We start from the raw sequence: 26,356 nt of genomic DNA, 5'->3' as shown, positions 1-26,356 counted from the left end.
CAGTCTGTGAGGTTTTTATCATGAAACGTAAGTATCTACTGATAATCAGCATCGTGATAATTGGTTTGGCCGTGCTATTGTTTTTTTTAACTGATCAAGAAAAAGTTGCCAATGGAATTAAGCAATCACCTGAAATTTTGATTACAGAGAGTGAAAAGGTAGATCAAGTAACAATACAAATGGATAACACGGTTACCTTAGAAAAGGTTGAAGAAGAAACATGGACGATTAAAGATAGTCAACAAGCTGCAGATCAAGAAAAAATACAGAGTGCTTTAACAACCTTATTTAGCTTAGAAGGTGAAAAAGTAGATGTGAAGAAAAAGGATGTCGGATTAGATTTTCCACAAATTAAGTTGAAGGTTGGCTATTCGGATAAAGATACAGAAGAAACATGGACAATCGGTGATTTAAATGCAGCAGGTTCCGCTTATTACGTAGAGAATCAAAATGCGGGTACCATCTATCTTGTTGCAAGCACATTAATTGAAACGTTGCCATTACAAAAGCAAGGTTACACAGATAATCAAATTATTACGATTACATCTGAAACAGTTAATAAGATGACGATAGATAATGGAGCAGAAACAATAGAACTTACAAATGATGCTCCTTATCCTGAAGAAGAATCACGTGCAAACATAACGGGATGGTATGTGCATGTGCCTTATAGTGGATATTATAACGCAGCATACTCTAAAATGTCAGATATGATTTATGCAATTGATCAATTTGAAATGACTGAACTAGTTTCCACCAATCCAACTGATTTGAGCGAATATGGATTAGATGAAGCAGATTTCACAATAACGTTAGGGTCAGCTGAAAAAACAGAAAAAATAATAATTGGTGATCCAGCTGCTGGTGGTAATTATTATGCTATGTTAGACGGTAAATCAACTGTTTTTACGATTAATAATCAGTTATTAGATTTATATAGCTATCAGGCATTTGATCTATTGGATGGTTATGTAAAAATTATTGCTCTAGATGTTATGAATCAACTAAAAATAGAGTCCGCAGAAATTTCGGCTGCTATTATGATGGAACATACTACGGAAATAAACGCGGAGGGTGAAGAGGAAATTGCTTCTACTTTTCGTTTAGATGACAAAATATTAGACGAAGATACATTTCGTGATGCGTATAAGTTTGTAGCGGGTTTGAAGGTGGATAAAGTAGCTAAGGATGATGTCACTTATCAAGATCCAGAAATAGAGTTGACATATGTCATAAATATAGAAAATGATCAACAAAAAGAAGTTAACGTCGCATTTGTGCCATATGATGAAACACATTACGCTGTATTTGTTGACGAAGTAGTAGACTTCTTAGTCTTAAAAGATGATGTTAGTCAGATGCTAGAAGAGATGAAAAAGATTACAAAATAAAAGGCTTCTCGTAAACTATAATTTTTCCGATGGCTAGTTGTGTAAAGGAAGATCCCTTTAATTGATAATAGTTATTAATTAGTGTACATTAAATAGTAACAATACGTATAATAAAGGGGAATATATCATGCAAATATACTGGACTAAAATAAATAAGATCATTGAAGAAGCGGCTGAGGTGAAAACGTACCTACTCGACTGTCCGAAAGACTATACATGGGAAGAGGGAGCACACATCCACTTCGCACTGGAAGGTTTTAATGCAGGAGAAAAACCAAACCGCAGCCTAATTCGCCATATGTCAATCTCCACTTTACCGAACGAAAATTTAATTGGAATCACAACACGTATTAAAGAGCAGTGTTCTGAGTTTAAAGCGATTTTAAGAAATCTTAAAGTCGGCGATGAAGTTGCAATCTTTAAAACGCATTCAAATATACCGCTTAAAAGAGAAGACAAAAATGTGTACCTGCTATCATCAGGAGTCGGCTTGGCGACTTTTAGACCGCTTGTACTAAACTATTTCGAACATCAAGACAACGTTAATCAAATTCATTCCTTGAACATCGATTCATCAAAAGATTTCTTATTCACTAACATTTTTAAAACCGCATCTGAGAAGAATTTTACGTCACGGTTCGTCGACAACCGTAAAGACTTCTATGAAGAAGTGAAAAATCTCGCTTCAGACAAGGATGGACACTTTTATATTGTCGGTAGTGACGAATTCCTTGTCCAAAATATTGAAGTACTACGTGAGCAAGGCATCAACCCAGAACAGATTATGCTCGATAAGCATGAACAACAACTGCCTAATTTTTTATGATTAATCTTGTAAGTTTAACCCGAGATATTTTTAATGATAACCCCTAAATAGATGTTCAATTAATTGGTGCGATATCAGAATGAGAGCAATTGCTTCTAGCAGAATTGTGGAAGATGGAAGTGTCCGAAAATACTCTTAAGAGTCTGTTTTAAAAAACAGGCTCTTTTATATTTAGAAATGAAAATAGTTAGATTTCATAAAAAACCTATATTAGTTTACATCCCTCCATATCTTTTTGCATTTGATGTTGCATCCAATAATTAACGCTCCGTATAGTGCCCAGCTTAAGATCACTGCTAATGCCTTTGCTATAGTTTTGTTTTAAGTTTAAATATCGATTATGTCCTTCCTCATTTAAATAATAAAAATAGACTGAATAAAACGAATATGGTGTGAAACATTGATGGTTTTAATCTTTCGCTAGATCAAGCTAAGTATTCTTTAATTCCCTGAGTTGAAAGGAATTTGGGACACCCATGTTTTTGTTTGAATTGAATATTTACATATTAATGGAATATAACAGCAAAAACTTTTAAGTTTCTGGTATGGTATAGATATGAGGAATTGTTGGGTTGTTGAAAATTGTAATCAAAGGATAGCTATAAGGAGGAGTTTTGAGTGACGTCTTGGGCTGTTTGGATTGCAGGAATAGCATTGGTGGGATTAGTCTATGCGATTTATAGCGTATTTTCTAAAAAAACGATAGGTTTATATATTTCTGCAGTTGTCCATTTTGTTTTGGTAGTTTTGTTATTACTTTTCAATGTGTTTCAAATGGAATTTATAATTATGATATGTGCATTGGTGCTTGCGGTTCTTGAAATGATCGTAGGAATTATATTAAACAATTCTCGAATTATTAGAAAAGTAATTCATATAACAAATTTTATATTACTTGTTATTTTATTAGTTTTAGGCTTCTTTTCGGTTTTCGGACAGCATTTCGTTCCACAACAAGATCCCTACCTAGCAGAACACATACAAATCATGCTCATTTATGTTATATGGGGAATAGGTTACTATCTACAAATAAGACAATCAACTATGAGAAACTTTATAATTATTTTCGTTGTTTTCTTAGTGATGCAGGCACTGAACTTCTTCTTTGCATATTACGTTATTACCTTTTTAGAGTTTTTCTTAGAATAGGTTTCTCGTATTTTTGGAAGTTTTTTTCAGTATCGCTATAGAGTACAATTCAACATTAACATTGTAAAACAAATACGCAAGTTAATTTTAAAGGAGTGGGGGTAGTTCTACTGTGCAAAGGTGCGAGAAATGTTTAATTAAATTTAGCTGGAGCCAAATTTACAAATCCCAAATCGGAAATAATCAACCTATGAATTGCAAGGAATGTGATACAGAACATTTTATAGAAACTTCTTCAAAGGTCATCGTGTTTTTGATGATGCTAGTGATACTTTCATTAACGTTATTTTTAATAGAAGGGTTTTTATATACCTCATTTGTTTATTATTTATTGGCGGTATTAATATCAATAGGCATTCCCTCAATTTTATTTCCTTTCATTGCTAAATTTAAATCCAAATACCGTACTGATTATGAATCGAATTAATAAAAAGAAGTTGATATAGTTTTATTTAACAAACGTGAGCGATACTGGAAAAGCTGTAGTGGACTAACGAACCGCAGAGTTGAACAAGGAGAGAAAATATATTTAGAAACGATGGAGAATTAAAATGGCTTATGAATTTAGTGTCATGACACAAAAGCAAGCAGAAAATATTGCATTTAACTGGCATTATGAAGGCGAATATTCATTTTATAATATGGAATCTGATGAAGAAGATTTAGCTGAATTTTTAAACCCAGAAGAGCGAGGGAAATCAACATTTGCTGTAACAAAAGAAAATGAATTGGTTGCGTTCTTAAGTTTTAGTAAAGTTGCCGTCACAACTTGTGATATTGGTTTAGGAATGAGACCTGATTTAACTGGACAAAGCAATGGTGCAGAGTTTTTGAGGGCAGGTATTAACTTTATTCAATCTGAAATTAAACCTAAAAAAATCACATTATCAGTTGCAACTTTTAATCAAAGAGCAATAAAGTTATATAGAAAGGTCGGATTTCAAGGTATAGAGACTTTTATGCAAGATACAAATGGAAGTACATTCGAGTTTCTAAAGATGGAGTATAAATGTTAAAAACTCCTGTTAAAGAAATTGGTTGTTTAGTGGAACAAGGTGCTGTTGATGTCGCAGCTCTAATTGCTTGTTGAGCTGACGTAGCAGGTTTGTTGAACAAAGAAGCGTGTTCTGACTATGCTGAAGTGGAGTTAATAAGACGAGGAGATTGTTCAATGGGATATAGTTTGTATTTAGTTAAACCAACAGTGAATTTAAAGGAAGAGTATCTCAATTTTTATAGCGAGTGGCTAGATAGTGGTGAAAATATGGTACCTTGGGTTATTCAAAATGACCCTTCAAACTTTGAGAGTATGGTATCTTCTTTAGAAGATAATGAAAGTGCTACTAACCTTCCAAAAGGGTGGGTTTCTCATTCAACATATTGGTTAATAAACGATATGAATGTAATTATTGGGGCAGTTAATATAAGGCACCAATTAACAAATATTCTGTTAGAAAGTGGCGGACATATTGGTTACGGTATCCGTCCTTCAGAAAGAAGAAAAGGCTTTGCAACAAGATTATTGGCTTTATCTCTTATAAAAGCAAAAGAATTGGGTATAAAAAAAGCTTTAGTAGTTTGTGATCATGATAATGTAGGTTCATTCAAAACAATACTTAAGAGTGGAGGTATTCCTGACTCAGATTTTACAGAGGAAGATGGAAATATTATAAATAGATATTGGATAGAACTTTGAGTCTTATTACATTAACGGATGTAATAGTTAAACAAGGGATTATCGATAACAGCATCCCTATCTTTCATTTAATGGATTTAAGAGGATTTTAATTTAAAATAACTATGTGTCTAACAGTGTTTGAATACTTAGTGGGTTTAGTAGAAGAGCGTTAATGTAAAATGAAATAGACAAATAAATAATTAGATTTATATATGGGTAGATAATTTGGCGAACAAAAAGTTGTTGAAGTAACTCAGTAGGTTAATTGAATAATACATATTATTAAGGGGTGGAATATTTTGAATAATAATTTAAAGTCTTTATCCATTATCATTTTAGGTTTGTGTATTCTTGCGGGAAGTTGGTTTATCTCACAATCATTAAGTTCCAGTCAGGAGATAGAAGTAAAGACAGAACAAGAACAGTTCAGATATGAATTTTTATCTCCAAATGAATCTAACATTATCATCTTTGATAAACAGACTGGTGAATACTGGAGAAAATTTATCACACCGAATGAAGGGCCAAGTAATTGGGAGAAACAAGATTCACCTGTTTCCACCATTTCAGAATAGTAGTTTATATTATGATAGCGTGTACGATGTTTCGCTAATATGTAAGTTAATAGATGGGGAAATATTTAAATTGGGGTGGGAATGGCTTGGAAGACAAAATAGTAAATATATTGAAGGAAATCCCTAAAGTTGAACAAGGTAAAAAAGTTGTTCTTGGAATAGATGGATTAATTCGTTCAGGGAAAACAACATTTGTAAGATACATTGAACAGTATATTCAGGAAAAAAACATTTCGGTTTGTATTTTTCATATAGATGATTACATTGTAGAAAGAAAAAGGCGCTATAACACTGGCGATGATGAGTGGTATGAGTATTACCATTTGCAATGGGATATAGAGGGGCTCAAAGAGAATTTATTCAACAGACTAAAAAAAACGAATGAACTAAACTTACTAACTTATGATTATAGTTCTGATAAACAAAAATTACAGACAGTTAAAATACCTGATACTTGTCTAATTATAATCGAAGGCGTATTTTTACAACGAAAAGAGTGGAGACATTTCTACGATTTTATGGTTTATTTGGATTGTTCAAGAGAAAAGAGATTTAATCGTGAAAGTGATGTAACACAAAGTAATATCGAAAAATTTGAAAAGAGATACTGGAAAGCAGAAGACCATTATATGAGAAGAGTTTCACCATTAGAAAGAGCTGATTTAGTGATTCAAAATTAAACTAAAATAAATTGCTTGAAGTTTTCAGATCGCTTCGATTTCATTATTACTCATTGCAGGATTAGTGGGGACATGGTAGTAGAGAAGGTTTAAAAACAAGACCTCTTGTTTTTACATGATTTTATATCCTTATTGTTCTGTTTTTATTGTAAGCGTTTACTTATATAATATAAATATAAAGAAAAGGTACTTCTACTCATCATGCAGTAAGGAGAGAATATAAAATGAGTAAACATATGAAAGCAAGTGGAGAGCAATCAAACCTCGCTGTTGATACAGCTACAAAGATTGGATTAGATAAAAAGGCCAAAAAACCACAGCTTCAACCAAAAAAGAATGGCTTTTGGAAAAGAGTTAATAATCAGAAGGCATTAATTTTAATGGCCTTACCATTTATACTTTGGTTATTTATTTTTAAGTATATACCAATCGCAGGGTGGACAATGGCATTTCAAGATTATAAACCACAGAATGGTTTATTTAATCAAGAATGGGTAGGCTTGGATCACTTTAAAGATTTATTTAATGAGCCAATGTTCTATCAAGCTTTAGAAAACACATTGGGCATGGGGATTTTAGGAATAATATTTGGTACATTAGCCGCAATTATTTTCGCATTATTACTAAATGAAATGCGATTTCAGACATTCAAGAAGTTTACCCAGACGGTATCTTATTTACCGCACTTTGTATCTTGGGTTATTGTAGCGAATATCGTGACAACTATGCTATCGCAAGATGGACCGATCAATGCAGTATTAATGGGTTTAAATATCATTGATGGACCAATCAGTTTCATGTCCAATCCTGATCTATTTTGGGGCATTATAACTGTATCAGATGTTTGGAAAGAAATGGGTTGGAATGCAATTATTTATTTTGCTGCAATGGCAGGTGTTGACCCACAGCTTTATGAAGCAGCAAAAGTAGATGGTGCCAGCAGGTTTCGCCAAATGTGGCATATCACATTACCAAGTATTCGCCCGGTCATTATCGTTCTATTAATTTTAAGCATTGGAAACTTAATAAACATTGGTTTTGAAAAACAAATGCTATTAGGAAATAACGTTGTTGCGGATAAAGCACTAGTTATTGATTTATATGCTCTAGATTATGGTATTGGGATGTTCCGTTATTCCTTTGGTACAGCAATTGGTATATTTAAATCCGTGATAAGTATTATCCTGATTTTAATAGCAAATGGTTTTGCCAAACGAATAGGTGAAGGAAGAGTATTTTAATACAATTTATAAATAGATTATCCTTCATACCAAGGCACATTATGGAAAGGAGAAACACCATGGCTAAGAAAAAGTTTACAATGTTTGATATTTTACTATTAATCTTAATGTTCTTCGTATTAGTTCTTACACTCTATCCATTTTTAAATATACTAGCAATCTCATTAAATAATGCGATAGATACCGCTAGAGGCGGGATTAATATATGGCCAAGAGAATTTACTTTTGCAAACTATACGGAAATTTTTGGTAGTAATGATCGACTATTACAAGCACTATTTATGTCGATTCTAAGAACTGTAGTTGGGACGATAACAGGTATCATTGCGAGCACTATGCTAGCTTATACACTAAGTCGTCGTGATTTTATTTTTAATAAGCAAGTAGGTTTTTTATTAGTAATTACGATGTTTATCAGTGGAGGATTAATTCCTGATTATATGTTAATTAGAGAGCTTGGCTTAATTAATGACTTTATGGTGTATATTCTACCATTGTTAATTACAGCATTTAACGTCATTATTATCCGGTCCTTTATGGACAACATACCAATGGCGTTGACAGAATCAGCAAAAATTGATGGAGCAAATGACTTTACTATTTTCTGGCGTATCGTGATTCCATTGAGTTTACCAGTTATCGCGACGATCGCTCTGTTCTTGGCGGTAGGGCAATGGAATATGTGGTTTGATACGTATTTATATGCTAGATCAAGTGATAATTTAACTACTTTGCAATTTGAGTTAATGAAAATACTCGACAATGCTAATATCTCGGGTGGAGATGTCACCTCACAAAATGCTGAGGTTTTAGCAGGTCAAACAAATCCACAATCTATTAAAATGGCAATCACTATTATTGCAACAGTACCAATTTTAATGGTGTATCCATTCTTACAAAGATATTTCGTTACAGGACTTACTTTAGGTGCTGTGAAAAGTTAATTATGTTATTAATGAAAATTAATATAAAGTATTCATTTACAAAAAATGGAGGGGAAATGATGAAAAAGCATTTATCTATATTCATGTTGGTATTGATCTTTGGTGCACTTATCTTAGCAGGATGTAGTGACGACTCGTCAAGTTCATCAGACGATTCAAATGATGGAGGAAATTCGGATGAACCAGTCACACTTACATTCTTTAGTGCCGACGGGGAAGAGAAAGAGTTTAATGATCCTGTAGCTCAAAAAATCACAGAAGAAACTGGTGTTAAATTAGACATTGATTATCCAGTTGGTGGAAATGATGAAACAATTCCATTAATGATAGCAAGTGGGGACTATCCAGATTTAATTTATGCGAAAGGTGATATAGGAAAGCTGATTGACGCTGGTGGCGTAATTAAATTAGATGAGTTAATTGAAGAAAAAGGCGATAATTTGAAAGCGCTTTATGGCGATAATTTAAACCGTTTACGTAATACACTTGATGATCCAAGCATATATACAGTAGGAACCTATGGTGTAGAAAATGCATATTGGGCAACGAGTGGAACGTTCCAACTTCAATTAGATGTCCTACGTGAATTGGGATATCCGGAAATTAACACATTAGAAGAATTTGAAGCGGCACTGACAGAATACTATGAGATGTATCCAGAAATAGACGGTCAAAAAACGTTACCTTTATCATTACTAGGTAGTGATTGGCGTTGGTTGATTACTGTTGGTAACCCAGCTGGTTTTGCAGCAGGTCTTGAGGATAATGGCCAATGGGCTGTTGATAATGAAACTGGAGAGACAACTTATAAGTTCTTACTTCCAGAAATGAAGGAATATTTTGAATGGCTGAATGGGATGAATGCAAAAGGATTGTTAGATCCAGAATCGTTTACCCATACGTATGATACGTATATTTCCAAATTATCATCCGGTCGTGTATTAAGTGTTGCTGACCAAGATTGGGATATCGCAGATGCAGATAAAGCGTTAGTATCAGACGGTAGAGAAGAAAGAACGTACGCACCATTACCTGTAACACTTGGTGATGACTATCAATCTAAAGGATTACAAGACTATGGTTTTGCTGGTGGATGGGGTATTGCAATCTCTTCTACAAGTGAACATCAAGATGAAGCATTTGAATTTTTAGATTGGATGGCATCAGAAGAAGCTCAGATTCTTGTTAACTGGGGTATTGAAGGAGAAAACTATGACATAGTTGATGGTAAACGGGTAATGAAAGAAGAAGACCGTGAGCGTATGAACACGGATAGTGAATATGGCAAGGAAACGGGTGTAGGATATTATATCTATCCATTCCCACAAATGGGTAACGGTGCAGTTGATTCGACTGGTCAATCGATTACACCAAATTCAGAACAAGATATTATTGACAACTTTAATAGTGTTGAAAAAGAAGTGTTAGCAGAATATGGCATGACTAACTGGATTGAGTGGTTCCCTGCAACAGAAGATTTAGGTGTAACAAAACATGGTACGGTTGCAAACTATACTATTCCATCTGGTAGTGATGTTCAAATTATTCAGCAAAAAGCGGATGATTTAACTGAACAACGAATAACACAAGCAATTTTAGCTGATCCAGCAGAGTTTGACGAGATGTGGGAAAGCATGATTAAAGATCTAGAAGTAATGGATATTGAAAAGGCAAATCAAGATATGACGCAAATGACGCAAGATGTTATCGAACTTTGGCAAACAAACTAATAGAACATGTAACAAGCCTGTTTCCATACGGATACGGGCTTGTATTTTAAAAAAAGAAAGATGTGAAGTAAATGAATACAAAGCTCTATTTGTGTTTTGATGTCGGTGGAACGAACGTTAAATATGGAATATTAACCGCTGAAGGAGAATTTATTAAGAAATCGAGCTATCCAACTAGAAAAGAAACAGCTGATCAATTTATAGCTGATATGGTAAATGTTATTGAGACCATAACAGCGACAAATGTAATCGAAAAGATAGCAATTAGTTTTCCAGGCTTTATTAATCCTAGTACTGGATTTGCAGCACTTGCTGGTGCAATAGATGTTCTAGATGGAACAAATATAAGAACGCTACTCAGTCAAAAAACTTCCTTACCAATTATCATAGAGAATGATGCCAATTGTGCTACACTTGCTGAGAAACATAGTGGGAACGCTATCAATTGTAACGATTTTATTTGTATGACGATTGGAACTGGAATCGGTGGCGGTATTTTTATTAATGGTGAGATTGTACATGGTCATGCTTTTCAGGCAGGTGAGTTTGGTCTAATGACCGTAAATGGTTTAGACAATGGTTATCAGAATTTACACGATATTGCCTCAACAAGTGCCTTAATTAATAACTATAAAGAGATAAAAAAAATCGATCAAGAAACAAGGATAGAAGGTGAAATAGTATTTGAAGATGCCCTTGTTAATCCTGAAGTTGAAGCAATGCTTGATCGCTGGTTTTCCTATGTAAGTGCAGGCATATTTAATCTCGTTGCTACATTAAATCCTGAGAAAATTTTAATCGGTGGCGCAATTAGTGTAAGAGAAGACTTGTACGAGAGAATTAACGATAAATTAAAGCAAATTTATAATTGGAAGGACATTAAAGTGCCAATTGAGGCTTGCCACCACCACAATAATGCAGGACTTTTAGGTGCTTTGTTTAAAGCGGTTCAGACAGAGCAACTACACACTTAAGGCAGGAGGAATTGAATTGATAAATAAAGCATTACCGAAGATTTGGTATGGGGGAGACTATAATCCAGAGCAATGGGACCAAGAAACTTGGTCAGAAGATGAACGGATGTTTACATTAGCAGGTATTGATGTTGCAACTATCAATGTTTTTTCTTGGGCACTTAACCAACCATCTGAGAATACGTATGATTTTAGTTGGCTCGATGAAACGATTGACCGTCTATATGAAAAGAATGTGTATGTTTGTTTAGCTACAAGTACAGCTGCACACCCAGCTTGGATGGCTAAGCGTTATCCTGATGTGCGACGCGTAGATTACGAAGGGAGAAAGCGTCAGTTCGGTGGTAGACATAACTCTTGTCCCAATAGTCCCACCTATCGAAAATATGCAAGTAGAATGGCAGAAAAATTAGCTGAACGTTATCAAAATCATCCAGCTGTTTTGATTTGGCATGTTTCAAATGAATATGGTGGATATTGTTATTGTGACAACTGTCAAAAAGAATTTCGAGTTTGGCTCAAAGATCGTTATCAGACACTTGATGCAGTTAATCAGGCATGGAATACGACATTTTGGGGGCATACATTTTACGAGTGGGATGAAATAGTCGTGCCTAATGCTTTAAGTGAAGAATGGGAACATGGCAATAATACGAATTTTCAAGGAATTTCACTAGATTACCGTCGTTTTCAATCTGATAGTCTACTAGATGTGTTTAAACTAGAACGGGATCAATTAAAAAAACATACACCCGCTATTCCAGTTACAACAAATTTAATGGGCTTTTTCCCGGAATTGGATTACTTCAAGTGGGGAAAAGAGATGGACGTTGTATCATGGGATAACTATCCATCAATTGACACACCAGTAAGCATGACGGCAATGACACATGATTTAATGCGCGGCTTAAAAAGTGGTCAACCTTTTATGTTAATGGAGCAAACGCCTAGTCAACAAAACTGGCAAGCATTTAACGCACTAAAGCGACCTGGCGTTATGCGACTTTGGAGCTACCAAGCAGTTGCCCATGGTGCAGATACGGTAATGTTTTTTCAATTACGACGTTCACGTGGTGCAACAGAGAAATATCATGGGGCTGTAATTGAACATGTTGGCCATGAACATACAAGAGTATTTAAAGAAAGTGCAAAATTAGGTGAAGAATTAGGCATCCTTTCTGATCAGATTATTGACAGTAGGACGCATGCAAAAGTTGCAATCGTGTTTGACTGGGAGAATCGTTGGGCTATTCATTTATCAAGTGGTCCATCCGTAGCGTTTGATTACGTAAAGGAAGTGCATAAATATTATGACGCCTTTTATCAAAAGAACATTCCAGTTGATATCATCGGTGTAGAGGAAGACTTGAGTCAATATCAAGTCGTAATCGCGCCTGTATTATATATGATCAAAGCAGGTCATGCTGATCGTTTGAAGCATTTCGTTAAAAATGGGGGGACATTTGTTACCACATTTTTTAGTGGGATTGTAAACGAGAATGATTTAGTGACACTTGGTGGTTATCCTGGTGAACTTCGTGAACTAGTAGGAATATGGTCAGAAGAAATAGATGCATTAGAACCTTCACATACAAATGCAATGGTATTTGATACAGCTATTGGCGCATTGCAAGGCTCGTACACATGTAACAGTTTATTTGATCTGATACATGCAGAAGGTGCTGAAGTTCTAGCAACCTATGGGTCTGATTTTTATCAAGGAATGCCAGTTTTAACAAAGAATACGTTTGGTCAAGGAGATGCGTATTATGTAGCGTCAAGTCCAGATCCTACATTTATGCGTGATTTTATTGAAAATATCTGTACAGATAAGAATATAGATACATTGATGATAGCGGCAGAAGGTGTAGAAGTAACGGAGCGTGTGAAGGATTCGGTTTCCTACTTGTTTGTAATAAACCATAATCCAGAAGACGCAAGCTTTGAAGCTGGAGAAATAGTATATAGCAACCTGATTACAAATGATACGTATACCGGAACAGGTAAAATAAAAGCGCGAGATGTGCTCGTTTTAAAACAACAATAAAGGGGTTTTAATAGATGAAATTCACAGATGGAAATTGGCTTGAAAGAGAAGGGTATCAGATTCACTTTCCTAGAGTCGTACATGAAGTTATCGAAGAAGAGAATGCAGTTACATTATATGCTCCTTGTAAGTTTATAAACCACCGTGGTGATACACTAGATGGACCATTACTTACTATTAAATTATCAGCACCAATAAATAACGTTGTACGGGTGCAAACTTGGCATTTCAAAGGTGGAAAAGAAAGGTATCCGAATTTTGACGTGAAAGAAGAACGAAAATCAATCGATCTTACGTCAGAACAAGAAACAGTATCTTTTTCTAGTGGAGAATTAAAATTGACAATAAATAAGGAAGTATTTGGCCTCGTTTTTGAAAACGCTATCGGAAAATTAACGGCAGTTGATAGTAAAAGTTTAGCATGGATTGAAGGTCCAGAAGGAAAAACATTTATGCGTGGACAATTAGGTTTAGGTGTTGGTGAGAATTTATATGGTTTAGGCGAACGCTTTACGCCCTATGTGAAAAATGGGCAGTCAGTAGATAGTTGGAATAAAGATGGTGGAACAAGTTCAGAACAATCTTATAAAAATATTCCATTCTATTTAAGTAATAAAGGTTATGGTGTGTTCGTCAATCATCCAGAAGAAGTTAGTTTTGAGCTTGGATCTGAATTAGTGTCTCGTTCTCAATTCAGTGTAGAGGGAGAATATTTGGATTACTATTTAATTAATGGTCCAACACCAAAAGAAGTAGTGAGTCGCTATACAGAACTTACTGGAACACCAGCATTACCACCAGCATGGTCTTTTGGACTATGGCTATCGACGTCATTTACTACTGATTATAATGAAGAAACGGTTATGCATTTTGTTGATGGTATGGAGAAACGAGGGATTCCGTTAAGCGTATTTCATTTTGATTGCTTTTGGATGAAGGAATTTGAATGGAGTAATTTTATCTGGGATCGACGTAATTTTCCGGATCCAGAAGGCATGCTAAAACGCCTGAAAGATAAGGGATTAAAGATATGTGTATGGATTAACCCGTATATTGCACAAAAATCGGAGTTGTTTAAAGAAGCATGTGATAACGGCTATTTACTGAAAAAAGCAAATGGCGATGTATGGCAATGGGATCGTTGGCAAGCTGGTATGGGCATAGTTGATTTCACAAATCCAGATGCAGCAACATGGTTTCAATCCAAACTGAAAGTGCTTATTGATATGGGAGTAGACTCATTTAAAACAGATTTTGGCGAAAGAATACCAACAGACGTAGTATACTTTGATGGATCAGATCCCCAGAAAATGCATAACTATTATGCTTATAAATATAATGAAGTCGTATATGATTTGTTGAAAGAAGAAAAAGGATCAGAAGAAGCGGTAGTATTCGCACGGTCAGCTACAACAGGAGCACAGCAATTCCCAGTACATTGGGGTGGAGACTGTGATTCAACGTATGAGGCGATGGCGGAAAGTTTACGTGGAGGTTTATCATTAACAACATCCGGATTCGGTTATTGGAGTCATGATATTGGCGGCTTTGAAAATACGGCGACTCCTGATGTATTTAAAAGATGGACTGCATTTGGCTTACTATCAAGTCACAGTCGTTTTCATGGTAGCTCTTCTTATCGTGTACCATGGAATTTTGATGAAGAGGCTGTAGCTGTTGCGCGCCATTTCACAAAATTGAAAAATAGTTTGATGCCGTATTTATATGGGCAAGCAGTAGCAAATAGTAAGACTGGGGTTCCAGTTATGCGCTCGATGCTACTTGAATTTCCAGAAGATCCAGCTTGTGAAACACTTGATCGCCAATACATGTTGGGCGACTCCATTTTAGTTGCACCAATTTTCAATGAAGAAGGACTCGGTTCGTTTTATTTACCAGAAGGAACGTGGACGCAGCTTTTAACTGGTGAAGAAGTAGAAGGTGGAAAATGGATTAAACAAAACTATGATTATTTTAATCTGCCATTGTTTGTTCGAGAGAATAGTATTTTACCAATTGGCGTAAATGAGGAAAAACCTTCATATGACTACAATAATAATGTTACTTTTGAATTATATCAGATTAAGGAAGGTACCCATGTTGAGAAACATCTCTATGATACTTCTGGCAAACTAACTGGCTCGTTAACTGTTTCACGCCAAGGGAACGTTTTAGAGGTTGAAACAGACTTAACAGAAAAGCCTTACCACATAAAGTTAATAGGAGAAAAAGGTAATATTTCTGCATCAAATGGGAGCATAAAGTTGGTTTCATATGGTACAATGATCTCACCAAAGCTTGGAACTACTAAACTGTCTATTACGCTGTAACGTTTGAAAAAGATTTTAGTTTTAAGATGCGGTCTATAAATTCCGAAACTTATCTAATTTTGATGCGTATTCAAATGGTTTCACTTTTCATGTCGAGCCGTTTGTTATATACGCATCAGAAAACAGTGGAAAGTACAGTAGCATGTTTCAATTTGTTTTGTACAGGAGAGGTATCTTATGAAGCGATTAATCGCCACATTAAAGACGATGTCAAGTAGAAGAGAAAAAATAGATTATATTTGGGAGTATTATAAATTACATATAATTGGTAGTGTTTCTGCGGTTTTATTTCTCTATATAATGATAGGAAATATTTTTGGAGAAGAAGAAAAAGTTGTGGAAATAATGGTAGTAAGTGAAGCAAGTTTACCTGTGATTGAACAAGTGGAAGAAGACCTGTCAGAACATTCATTTGAGGCGTTTACATTATACATTGAATACATACAACACAAAGGTGGTAAAATTGAAGAAAATGCCTTTGATCAAATGCAAAAAATGTCTGCAGCTATTTCTGTTGGTCAGATCGATATTATGATAACTGATGAAACACTAGCAACACAATTAATAGAAGAAGATATTTTTCTTCCCCTTTCTGAGGTAATTGATTTGAAACAGCTTAATCAAGAACAATACGAATTAATTGATTTTGGAACAAATGAAGTATACGGTATAAGCACCAAAAACATAGCTTATTTTGATGATGAGAGTTTTAATGACACATTCATTCTCATACCTGCTACTAGTAGCAATTTGGAATATGTCCAAAGTGTAATGGACGTGTTATTACCCTGAATGGAATGTAAAATAAAAATGCGTGGAAGTAATTAGAAGTAGTGACTGCTTATTAAGCTAAAGTCGCTACTTTTTCAATTCTTGTCATTACGAAATGCTAGTGTTATGATTGAGAATAGACGAATAGTATCATGATATAATATAAAAAAAGAACATTTTAATCAATAGAGGAGCGTATGACATGCGTGGATTACTAAAAAAAGTTTTTGACGGTAACCAGAGACAACTTAATCAATTGCAAAAAACAGTTGATGAAATAGAAGCGATGGAGCCAGAATATCAAAAGTTATCTGATGAGGAAATACGTGAAAAAACTACAGAGTTTCAAAAGCGCTATCAAGATGGGGAAACTTTAGATGATTTATTAGTAGAATCTTATGCGATTGTGCGTGAAGCAGCAAAACGTGTATTAAATATGCATCCATTTCCAGTTCAGATATTAGGAGCTTTAGTATTGCATCAAGGTGATATTGCTGAGATGAAGACAGGTGAAGGTAAGACATTAGCCTCTACTATGCCAGCATATCTAAACGCCGTAACAGGTAAAGGTGTACACATTATTACAGTCAATGAATATTTAGCAGAACGTGACGCACGTGAAATGGGTGCTCTGTTCACCTTCCTTGGGCTGACTGTTGGATTAAATGTCAATAGTTTAACTAAAGAAGAGAAAAGAGCTGCCTATTTAGCAGACATTACGTATGGAACAAATAACGAATTTGGTTTTGACTATTTAAGAGATAACATGGTGCTGTATAAAGAACAAATGGTTCAACGCCCATTGCATTTTGCTATTATTGATGAGGTCGATTCGATTTTGATTGATGAAGCACGTACACCATTAATCATTTCTGGATCTGCACGTAAATCTGCTAGTTTATATAACCAGGCAAATGCATTTATTGGTGGACTTAAGGACGAAACAGATTATACCTACGATGAGAAAACAAAAGGTGTTCAATTAACAGAAGAAGGTATAAATAAAGCAGAACGCTTTTTCAATATTGAAAACTTGTTTGACCTTAATCATGTAACATTAACACACCATATTAACCAAGCATTAAAGGCAACTGTAGCGATGCAACGCGATATGGATTATGTTATCGAAGAGGAACAAGTCGTGATTGTTGACCAATTTACTGGTCGTTTAATGAAGGGACGTCGTTACAGTGATGGTCTCCATCAAGCAATTGAAGCAAAGGAAGGCTTACAGATTCAAAACGAAAGCATGACACTTGCTTCTATTACATTCCAAAACTTCTTCCGAATGTATGATAAGTTAGCAGGTATGACAGGTACAGCAAAAACGGAGGAAGAAGAGTTTCGGAATATATATAACATGGTTGTTATTGCGATCCCAACTAACCGTGTAATTGTCCGTGATGACAAAGCAGATTTAATTTTCAAATCAATTAACGGTAAGTTCCAGGCTGTGGTTGAGGATATTAAAGAACGATACGAAGCAGGGCAACCAGTATTGGTTGGTACTGTAGCGGTAGAAACATCAGAAATAATATCAAACTATCTTAAAAAGGCCGGCGTGAAGCATAATGTATTAAACGCGAAGAACCACTATCGTGAAGCAGAAATCATCGAAAATGCCGGACAACCTGGCGCAGTCACGATTGCTACAAACATGGCTGGTCGTGGTACGGATATTAAACTTGGTGAAGGTGTAATTGAACGTGGAGGATTAGCTGTTATTGGTACAGAACGTCATGAATCTCGACGTATTGATAACCAGTTGCGTGGTCGTTCAGGTCGTCAAGGTGATCCAGGTATTACAAGGTTCTATTTATCAATGGAAGATGAATTGATGCGTCGATTCGGTTCTGATAATATGCGTGCCATGATGGATCGCTTTGGTATGGACGATAGCCAACCAATTGAAAGTAAAGTTGTATCTCGTGCAGTCGAATCTGCACAAAAACGTGTAGAAGGAAATAACTTCGATGCACGTAAGACAGTTCTTTCGTATGATGATGTTTTACGTGAACAACGTGAAATTATTTATAAACAGCGTTTTGATGTAATAGATTCTGATAATTTACGTGATATTATCGAAGAAATGATTAAAACGGTAGTAGAACAGACAGTCCATACACATACACAAGATGATGATGCGGAGAAATGGGAAACGCAAACGATCATAGAATATGTCCATGCTAATTTAGTTGAAGACGACTATTTAGTAGAGGAAGATCTAAAAGGTAAAGAGCCTCAAGAAATGATCGATTTTATCCTTGAAAAAGTCGATGAAAAATATGATAAAAAAGAGGAAGAACTGACACCAGATCAAATGCGTGAGTTTGAAAAAGTTATTGTACTTCGAACAGTTGATACAAAATGGATGGATCATATTGATCAAATGGATCAGCTTCGTCAAGGTATTCACCTACGTGCATATGGACAAAATGATCCATTACGTGAATATCAAATGGAAGGCTTTGCGATGTTTGAACAAATGGTTGAGTCCATTAATGAAGAAGTTGCACGTTATGTAATGAAAGCACAAGTCCGTGAAAACTTAAAACGTCAAGAAGTAGCAAAAGATGCAACAGCAGTTTCAGGTGATCAAGAGAAGAAGAAAAAGAAAAAGCAACCTTTTATCAAAGCAGACAGCGTTGGACGTAACGATCCATGTCCTTGCGGAAGCGGTAAAAAGTATAAACAGTGTCATGGTAAGTAATGAGATAAGATAGAGAGACACTTCCTTAATTGGAAGTGTCTTGTCTATTGTATGAATGCTAGAGAAATGAATGATTATAAGAGGTGTAGAAAATGGAATTAGCAGAGATAAGACATGAATTAGATAGTATAGAGCAACAACTAACAGACTTTAGGGGGTCTCTTTGACTTAGAAGAGAAGCGCACGCGCATTGCAGAGTTAGAAAATCAAATGTCAGAGCCTGGTTTTTGGGATAGCCAAGAAACAGCACAAAAAGTTATTGCGGATGTAAATGAATTAAAAGAGTTTGTTCATACGTTTGATCAGCACGTGGAAAGTTTGGAAAACGTTGTGCTTTCATATGAGCTTGTTAAAGAAGAAAATGATGAAGAGTTACGAGCTGATTTGGAAAATGAAGTACACTTATTAAGCGAAGCGTTAAAACGGTTTGAATTATTTATGCTACTTAGTGAACCATACGATAAAAATAATGCGATTTTAGAATTGCATCCTGGTGCAGGTGGTACGGAGTCACAAGATTGGGCTAGCATGTTACTTCGGATGTACACACGTTGGGCAGAATCGAAAGGATTTAAAGTTGAAACATTAGACTATTTACCTGGAGAGGAAGCGGGTGTGAAAAGTGTGACTTTATTAATTAAAGGTCACAATGCCTATGGTTATTTGAAAGCAGAAAAAGGTGTACATCGTTTAGTGCGAATATCGCCATTTGATGCTTCAGGTAGACGCCATACTTCTTTTGTATCCTGTGATATTATGCCGGAACTAGATGATGATATTGATATTGAAATTAATACGGAAGATCTTAAGATTGACACATATCGTGCAAGTGGTGCTGGTGGTCAGCATATTAATACAACTGATTCAGCTGTCCGAATTACCCATGTACCTACTAATTCTGTTGTTACATGTCAGTCAGAGCGTTCACAAATTAAAAATCGTGATCAAGCAATGAAGATGTTGAAAGCAAAGTTGTATCAATTACAAATTGAAAAACAACAGTCTGAATTAGATGAGATTAGGGGAGAACAAAAAGAAATTGGCTGGGGCAGTCAAATACGTTCCTATGTATTCCATCCTTATTCCATGGTAAAAGATCATCGTACAAATATGGAAGTAGGAAATACGAACGGTGTAATGGATGGGGATATCAATCCATTTATTGATGCATATTTGCGCTCACAATTGGCTTAACTAGTAAAGATAAAGGAACTTCAGCTGAAATATGCTAAAGTTCCTTTTTTTTATAATAAACTATATTTGAAGAGTTGTGCTTTAAAGCTTCTCTTACCGAGCACTTTCATATGAATTATTGAGTTTGCTACATTACTCCATTACTATACTCTACTAAAAACGGTTGTCCTCTTATTATAAACAATGATATACTCCTTAAGGTTGAAAATGACGGATAGTAATATAGAAAGTTTGAGGTGTTTTATTTTGATTGCAAAATATAGACGGGAACCTGTGCCAATCGTCTTCATTCATATAATAGAATATAGTTATGTATTAATAGGTGCATTTTTGGTAGCTATTGCATTTAATCTATTTCTTTTGCCAAATGAAGTAGCTTCTGGTGGAGTTGCTGGAATAAGTACGATTACGAAGTCTGTTTTTGGCTGGGAACCCTCATTAGTTCAGTGGGCGATAAACATTCCACTCTTTATAATCGGTATTCTAATATTAGGAAGTAAGTTTGGATTAAAAACTTTAGTAGGAACAATCGTTTTACCTTTGTTCGTATTCGTAACAAGTGATTGGAATGCAGCCACACCAGATCCATTGTTAGGTGCTATATTTGGTGGCATGAGCGCTGGCCTTGGAATAGGTATCGTATTTCGTGGTAAAGCGTCTACTGGTGGTATTGATTTAGCGGCACAAGTACTGCATAAATACTTTCCATTACCTTTAGGGATATGTGTTGCACTATTTGATGGCCTGATTGTAATAACTGCCACCTTTGTCTTTTCTGTGGAACAAGGGTTATATGCTTTAATTGGCTTATTTGTTACAAGTCGCACGATTGACCTCGTTCAAGTTGGTTTTAATACGTCGAAGAATATTATGATAATAACAGATCAAGTTGAAGAAGTTCGACAAGTGCTTTTAAAAGATATAGATCGTGGTGTGACTGTTTGGAATGCTGAAGGTGGTTATACGAACGAAAACCGTAAAATTATTATGTGTGTTGTTACCCAAAATGAATTTAGTAAAGTGACACAGATGGTGCGTCGTGTTGATTCAAAAGCTTTTGTTGTTGCAATGAATGCAAGTGAAGTATTAGGAGAAGGATTTAAAAATACATGAATTGAGTAACTAGAGTATAGATCTACTAAATCTAAGAAGAAGATTCGATGATAATTTAGAATCTTCTTCTTAGTTTTTATTTAACAGATTAAGTAAGGGAATGTTCCAAATCATAACAAAAAGTTTACCGTATTTGCGAATTTTGTAATTATTAACAGGGTTTGAAATGAAAATGTAATAAAAAAATGTCTAAAAAAAGTGAAAATAGATGTTATAATGAACAGGTCAAATATTTTAAGACAAGCTGTGACTATCATTTGGTAACAGTTGTCCTACATCTAGAAAATAAACTAACAATAAAGGTGATAAAAAATATGATACAAATGCAAGGTGTATATAAAACATATCCAAATGGTGTTACGGCACTAAATGGTATAGATATAGCAATAGAACCTGGTGAATTTGTTTATGTTGTTGGTCCTAGTGGTGCTGGTAAATCAACATTTATTAAACTAATTTTCCGTGAAGTATTAGCCTCAAAAGGAACAATAAAAGTTAACGATAAAGATATCTCCAAAATGAAACGAAAACATGTCCCCTACCTAAGAAGAGATATTGGCGTTGTCTACCAAGACTTTAAACTATTACCAAAACTCACAGTCTATGAAAATATAGCTTTTGCTTTAGAAGTATTAGAAGAGTCACCACGTGGTACTCGTAAACGTGTGATGGAAGTTCTTGACTTGGTTGGTTTAAAAAATAAGGCGCGATTTATCCCAGATGAACTTTCAGGTGGCGAACAACAAAGAGTGTCAATTGCCAGAGCGATTGTCAACTTCCCCAAACTAGTCATTGCGGATGAACCAACAGGTAATCTAGATCCGGAAACATCTTGGGAAATTATGAAGATACTAGAAGAAATAAATGCAACGGGTACAACAATTATTATGGCTACCCACAGTAAAGAAATTGTCAACACGATAAAAAAACGCGTAATTGCTATTGAAGATGGCTTAGTTGTGCGTGATCAACATCGAGGTGAATACGGCTATGAGATTTAATACAATTAAAAGACATCTTCGTGAAGGTACAAAAAATATTTGGCGTAATGGATGGATGACCATTGCTTCTGTCGGTGCAGTAACCACGACATTAATTTTAGTTGGTGCATTCTTAGCGCTCATGCTTAACTTGAATCATGTCGCTGATAATTTAGAAGAAGACGTTGAAATTAAGGTTTTAGTTGAATTAACTGCAGATGAAGAAGAAATTGAAGCAGTCGGTGACCAGATAGATGAGATTGCAGAAGTATCGACTGTTGACTTCGCAACAAAAGAGGAAGAGTTAGAAAGCCTAATATCAAGCATGGGTGATGAAGGCGGCGCATGGGAGTTATATGAACAAGATAATCCTTTAAATAATGCTTATATTGTTAAAACAACAGATCCTCAAGAAACATTGACAATTGCACAAGAAATTGAAGAGATAGAAAATGTTGAAAAAGTAAATTATGGACAAGACGTTGTGCAAAATTTGTTTAAATTTAATGAATATGCTCGGAATATAGGTCTTGTCCTTATCTTAGGATTAGTATTCACAGCAATATTCTTAATCTCAAACACAATAAAAATTACGATAATGGCACGTAGTAAAGAGATTGGTGTAATGAAGTTGGTTGGTGCAACGAACGGATTTATTCGCTGGCCGTTCTTTGTCGAAGGTCTTTTACTTGGTGTACTAGGAAGTATTATTCCAGTTGCGGTTTTATTAACAGGTTATTACTATCTAGATGCTAATGCTTCATCAATTAATCAATTTAGTTTTCTAGAAATACTACCATTTTCACCATTTGCATGGCAATTGGCATTACTGATTTTAGTAATTGGAGCATCAATAGGTATTTGGGGAAGCGTTATGAGTGTTCGGAAGTTTCTAAAAGTATAAATCTCTTCTTTAAGAGATTTATACTTACATAGATTATCGGAACTAAAAAGCTAGATTACTAGAGGGGGAGGATTCTTTACCATGAAAAAAATCATCATGTACCTTTTAATTTTCACAACGATAATTGGGTTTACGATATCACCAGTAACTGCAGAAGACATCTCTAGTTTGGATGAGAAATTGAATGATCTAGAAAGTGAAAAGAGCACTATAAATGAAGAGTCTGGCAATGTTACAAGTGAAACGGAAGAAACAGAAGAGAAAATTGCTGAAAATGAAGCTGAACAGAGTGAAGTTACAAGTGAGATAGAAACGATTAATGCTGATTTACAAGCAACGCAAACGAAGTTAGCAAACAAAGAAAGTGAAATATCAACTACTAATCAAGAGATTAGTTCAACAGAAACAGAAATAGAAGAAACAGAAGAAGAGATAGTAGTCTTAGAAGAAGAAATAGTAGTCTTAGAAGAACGAATTGCTGAGCGCGAAGAGTTATTGAAAAATAGATTGCGTGCTATTCAACAAAATGGTGGAGATATCAGTTATTTGCAAGTACTGATGGGTGCACAAAACTTTGGTGATTTTCTAAATCGTGCAACAGCTGTAACGAAAATCATGGATCAAGATCAAAGTATCATGGAAGCACATCAAGCTGATAAAGAAGATATGAAAACCAAAAAAGTAGCAGTTGAAGATAAGAAGACACAATTAGAAGATGATAAAGCTAGCTTAGAAGATAAACGAGCGAATTTAGTTGTCCAAAAGCAAGATCTTGAATCTATTCAAGCGACACTAGATAGTCAAGTGGCGGAAAAAGAAACGTTAATGGTGAACTTAGAGGATCAGCATAGCGAATTAGAAGAATACACAATGACGTTAGCAGAACAACAGCAAACATTAAATGATCAAGCCTCTATTATTGCTAACGCAATGAAAGAAGCAGAATCAAAAAAACAAGAATTAGAACAATTAGCTGAAGAGAAAGCAAAAGAAGAAGCTGCGGCGGCAGCAGAAAATAATAGCGACTCAAGTAGTGGTGAAAGCTCTACTCCAGCTGCATCACAGCCAGCTCCATCTACTAGTAATGCTGCATTTGTGATGCCAGCATCTGGAACACTCACTTCTCCTTATGGCTATCGTAGCTTTAATGGCGGTGGCATGCATTATGGTTTAGACATTGCGAATAGTGTCGGTACAACAATTAAAGCAGCAGCATCAGGTGTTGTTACCAGATCTAACTATTCTTCAAGTTATGGTAATGTAATTTATATCTATCATCCAGACTTAAATCTAACTACTGTATATGCACACTTAAATAGTAGAGCGGTATCGCTTGAGCAAAGTGTATCCCAAGGGCAAACAATTGGTGGAATGGGTAATACAGGTAACTCATTTGGAAGTCATTTACATTTTGAAGTACACAATGGCGGATGGAGTTATCATGGCGCAATTAATCCATCACCATATTTACCATAATAAGTACACATCTTTTCACAATAAAAGCATAATCTAAATAAACAAAGGCATCGCACGAAATGTTGTGGTGCCTTTTTGTGTCATACATATGGTACACTAGGAAAATAATATTGAACAAAAAAATCGGGGTGAAAAAAGTGCAAATCAAGAAAAATTATCTAGTTCTAATTATAGTTGCTGCAGTACTTATTGGTGGAGTAGGTACTTTCTTCAGTATGCAATTGTTGCAAGAAACTGTATCAACCGAAGAAAATATCGACTCAGTTAATTTTTCCGATCTTTCTGAGGATGAACAAGAAGAAATTCTTAGTGATGCTGGAGAATCAACTACTTTTTCAAAAGTTATGCAAGCATACAGTGTCATACAGGACAACTACTTAGAAAGTGCTGATGAAGATCAGTTGATCGAAGGTGCAGTTGAAGGTATGCTCGCAACTTTAGATGATCCATATAGTGTTTATATGGACCAAGAAACGATGGAACAATTTAATGAACAGATCGAGTCTTCTTTTGAGGGGATTGGTGCAGAAGTTAGTATGGTTGATGGTAAGGTTACTATTGTTGCACCGATAAAAGATTCTCCTGCAGAACAAGCAGGTTTAAAACCTAATGATCAAATACTAAAAGTTGATGAAGAGAGTATCGAAGGTCTTGACTTATATGACGCTGTTTCCAAGATTCGTGGGGAACAGGGCTCCGAAGTAACGTTAGAAATCCAACGACCTGGTGCTACAAATACAATTGAAGTTGAATTAACAAGAGATGATATTCCACTGGAAACAGTTTATTCGGAAACAACTGAAGTAAATGGTAATAAAGCAGGAATAATTGAAATAACTTCTTTTTCCGAAGATACTGCTACTCGTTTTGAAGAAGAGTTGACAAGTTTAGAAGAAGAGGGGATTGAAGGTTTAGTCATCGATGTAAGAGGAAATCCGGGTGGTTTATTACCTTCTATTCAAGAAATCTTGAAGAACTTTATAACAAAGGACACACCGTATATGCAGGTGGAAGATGGTGAAGGAAATAAAGAACGCTATTTCTCTGAATTGGACAATGCAAAAGATTACCCAATTAGTGTTTTAATAGATGAAGGTAGCGCATCGGCTTCTGAAATCTTAGCCATTTCAATGAAAGAAGCAGGAAATGCCGAAATAGTTGGTACAACAAGTTTTGGAAAAGGTACAGTACAACAAACGATCCCAATGGGAGACGGTAGTACAATTAAACTAACTTTATTTAAATGGTTATCTCCAGAAGGGAATTGGATTCATGAAGAGGGAGTTGAGCCGACTGTAGAGATAATGCAGCCAGCATACTTTTATGCGAATCCTATTCAAGTAGAGGAAACTTATTCCTATAACGATAGCAATGAAGACATTGAGAATGCACAAATTATGTTGGAAGGTTTAGGATATAATCCAAATCGAGAAGATGGCTACTTTAGTCGCGAAACAGAAACTGCTGTAGAAGAATATCAAGCAGAAAATGATTTAGAAGTAACAGGCGAGATTGATGAAGCAACCGCTGAGAAATTACAAACAAGTGTCATTGAAAAAGTAAGAAGTGGTGAAGAGGACGCGCAACAAGAAAAGGCATTAGAAGTATTATTTGATTAATCAAGAAAGTAAGCAATTCCCTTA

At 35.3% G+C, this 26,356-nt stretch carries 22 protein-coding genes; all 22 read left to right on the top strand.

The genetic code is table 11. From position 1 onward, the window contains the following. Positions 1 to 20 precede the first annotated feature (20 nt). The 22 genes from DM447_RS14355 to DM447_RS14250 all read left to right on the top strand — a co-directional run bounded on the left by DM447_RS14355 (position 21) and on the right by DM447_RS14250 (position 26,332). Entirely contained in the window at positions 21 to 1,391 is a 1,371-nt protein-coding gene (locus DM447_RS14355) for a DUF4340 domain-containing protein (RefSeq protein ID WP_112181873.1), read from the top strand. A 127-nt stretch (positions 1,392 to 1,518) separates the two neighbouring features. Next, positions 1,519 to 2,217: a dihydropteridine reductase gene (locus tag DM447_RS14350; protein ID WP_112181872.1), complete on the top strand. Its 699-nt coding sequence runs from the start codon at positions 1,519 to 1,521 to the stop codon at positions 2,215 to 2,217. A gap of 618 nt (positions 2,218 to 2,835) precedes the next feature. Then, positions 2,836 to 3,366: a hypothetical protein gene (locus DM447_RS14345; protein WP_112181871.1), complete on the top strand. Its 531-nt coding sequence runs from the start codon at positions 2,836 to 2,838 to the stop codon at positions 3,364 to 3,366. 112 nt (positions 3,367 to 3,478) lie between these two features. After that, entirely contained in the window at positions 3,479 to 3,793 is a 315-nt protein-coding gene (locus tag DM447_RS18865) for a TIGR04104 family putative zinc finger protein (protein WP_112181870.1), read from the top strand. Positions 3,794 to 3,917: 124 nt separating this feature from the next. Further along, positions 3,918 to 4,382, top strand: a complete 465-nt coding sequence (locus DM447_RS14335) for a GNAT family N-acetyltransferase (RefSeq protein ID WP_112181869.1) — start codon at positions 3,918 to 3,920, stop codon at positions 4,380 to 4,382. Positions 4,383 to 4,537: 155 nt separating this feature from the next. Further along, a complete protein-coding gene (locus DM447_RS14330) occupies positions 4,538 to 5,062 on the top strand; it encodes a GNAT family N-acetyltransferase (RefSeq protein ID WP_112181868.1) in 525 nt (174 codons plus the stop codon). Between the two features lie 281 nt (positions 5,063 to 5,343). After that, positions 5,344 to 5,619 carry a hypothetical protein gene (locus tag DM447_RS14325; RefSeq protein ID WP_112181867.1) on the top strand — a complete coding sequence of 92 codons (276 nt, stop codon included), beginning with the start codon at positions 5,344 to 5,346 and terminating at the stop codon, positions 5,617 to 5,619. 53 nt (positions 5,620 to 5,672) lie between these two features. Continuing rightward, positions 5,673 to 6,299 carry a kinase gene (locus DM447_RS14320; RefSeq protein ID WP_112181866.1) on the top strand — a complete coding sequence of 209 codons (627 nt, stop codon included), beginning with the start codon at positions 5,673 to 5,675 and terminating at the stop codon, positions 6,297 to 6,299. A 224-nt stretch (positions 6,300 to 6,523) separates the two neighbouring features. After that, positions 6,524 to 7,540 carry an ABC transporter permease gene (locus tag DM447_RS14315; protein ID WP_369974646.1) on the top strand — a complete coding sequence of 339 codons (1,017 nt, stop codon included), beginning with the start codon at positions 6,524 to 6,526 and terminating at the stop codon, positions 7,538 to 7,540. Positions 7,541 to 7,599: 59 nt separating this feature from the next. Further along, entirely contained in the window at positions 7,600 to 8,484 is an 885-nt protein-coding gene (locus DM447_RS14310; protein WP_112181865.1) for a carbohydrate ABC transporter permease, read from the top strand. Positions 8,485 to 8,543: 59 nt separating this feature from the next. After that, positions 8,544 to 10,214, top strand: coding sequence for an ABC transporter substrate-binding protein (locus DM447_RS14305; protein ID WP_112181864.1), 1,671 nt, complete (start codon positions 8,544 to 8,546; stop codon positions 10,212 to 10,214). Between the two features lie 71 nt (positions 10,215 to 10,285). Further along, positions 10,286 to 11,188, top strand: a complete 903-nt coding sequence (locus DM447_RS14300; RefSeq protein WP_112181863.1) for an ROK family protein — start codon at positions 10,286 to 10,288, stop codon at positions 11,186 to 11,188. Between the two features lie 16 nt (positions 11,189 to 11,204). Next, positions 11,205 to 13,235, top strand: a complete 2,031-nt coding sequence (locus DM447_RS14295; protein WP_112181862.1) for a beta-galactosidase — start codon at positions 11,205 to 11,207, stop codon at positions 13,233 to 13,235. A 14-nt stretch (positions 13,236 to 13,249) separates the two neighbouring features. Next, complete coding sequence (yicI, locus tag DM447_RS14290) at positions 13,250 to 15,565, top strand: alpha-xylosidase (RefSeq protein ID WP_112181861.1); 2,316 nt, start codon at positions 13,250 to 13,252, stop codon at positions 15,563 to 15,565. Between the two features lie 177 nt (positions 15,566 to 15,742). Then, the gene (locus DM447_RS14285) at positions 15,743 to 16,357 is read left to right on the top strand and encodes a type 2 periplasmic-binding domain-containing protein (RefSeq protein WP_112181860.1); all 615 of its coding nucleotides are present in this window, start codon (positions 15,743 to 15,745) and stop codon (positions 16,355 to 16,357) included. A 181-nt stretch (positions 16,358 to 16,538) separates the two neighbouring features. Continuing rightward, on the top strand, positions 16,539 to 19,046 hold the full coding sequence (gene secA / locus DM447_RS14280) for a preprotein translocase subunit SecA (RefSeq protein WP_112181859.1): 2,508 nt from the start codon (positions 16,539 to 16,541) through the stop codon (positions 19,044 to 19,046). A 92-nt stretch (positions 19,047 to 19,138) separates the two neighbouring features. Continuing rightward, a protein-coding gene (gene prfB, locus DM447_RS14275) for a peptide chain release factor 2 (RefSeq protein ID WP_112181858.1) occupies positions 19,139 to 20,240 on the top strand; the annotation gives its coding sequence in 2 pieces (ribosomal slippage) (positions 19,139 to 19,210 and positions 19,212 to 20,240; 1,101 coding nt in all). A gap of 246 nt (positions 20,241 to 20,486) precedes the next feature. After that, positions 20,487 to 21,353 carry a YitT family protein gene (locus tag DM447_RS14270; protein ID WP_232824120.1) on the top strand — a complete coding sequence of 289 codons (867 nt, stop codon included), beginning with the start codon at positions 20,487 to 20,489 and terminating at the stop codon, positions 21,351 to 21,353. Positions 21,354 to 21,667: 314 nt separating this feature from the next. Then, positions 21,668 to 22,354 (top strand): cell division ATP-binding protein FtsE, encoded by a 687-nt coding sequence (gene ftsE / locus DM447_RS14265; protein WP_112181856.1) that lies wholly within the window; start codon positions 21,668 to 21,670, stop codon positions 22,352 to 22,354. After that, entirely contained in the window at positions 22,344 to 23,237 is an 894-nt protein-coding gene (gene ftsX / locus DM447_RS14260) for a permease-like cell division protein FtsX (RefSeq protein ID WP_112181855.1), read from the top strand. The genes ftsE and ftsX overlap by 11 nt, the downstream gene beginning before the upstream one ends. Positions 23,238 to 23,318: 81 nt before the next feature. After that, positions 23,319 to 24,713: a murein hydrolase activator EnvC family protein gene (locus tag DM447_RS14255; protein ID WP_112181854.1), complete on the top strand. Its 1,395-nt coding sequence runs from the start codon at positions 23,319 to 23,321 to the stop codon at positions 24,711 to 24,713. A 137-nt stretch (positions 24,714 to 24,850) separates the two neighbouring features. Then, positions 24,851 to 26,332, top strand: coding sequence for a S41 family peptidase (locus DM447_RS14250; RefSeq protein WP_112181853.1), 1,482 nt, complete (start codon positions 24,851 to 24,853; stop codon positions 26,330 to 26,332). Positions 26,333 to 26,356: the final 24 nt, after the last annotated feature.

It is taken from the genome of Paraliobacillus zengyii (assembly GCF_003268595.1).
Taxonomy (GTDB): Bacteria; Bacillota; Bacilli; order Bacillales; family Amphibacillaceae; genus Paraliobacillus_A; species Paraliobacillus_A zengyii.
This window is presented reverse-complemented; position numbering and strand designations above follow the sequence as displayed.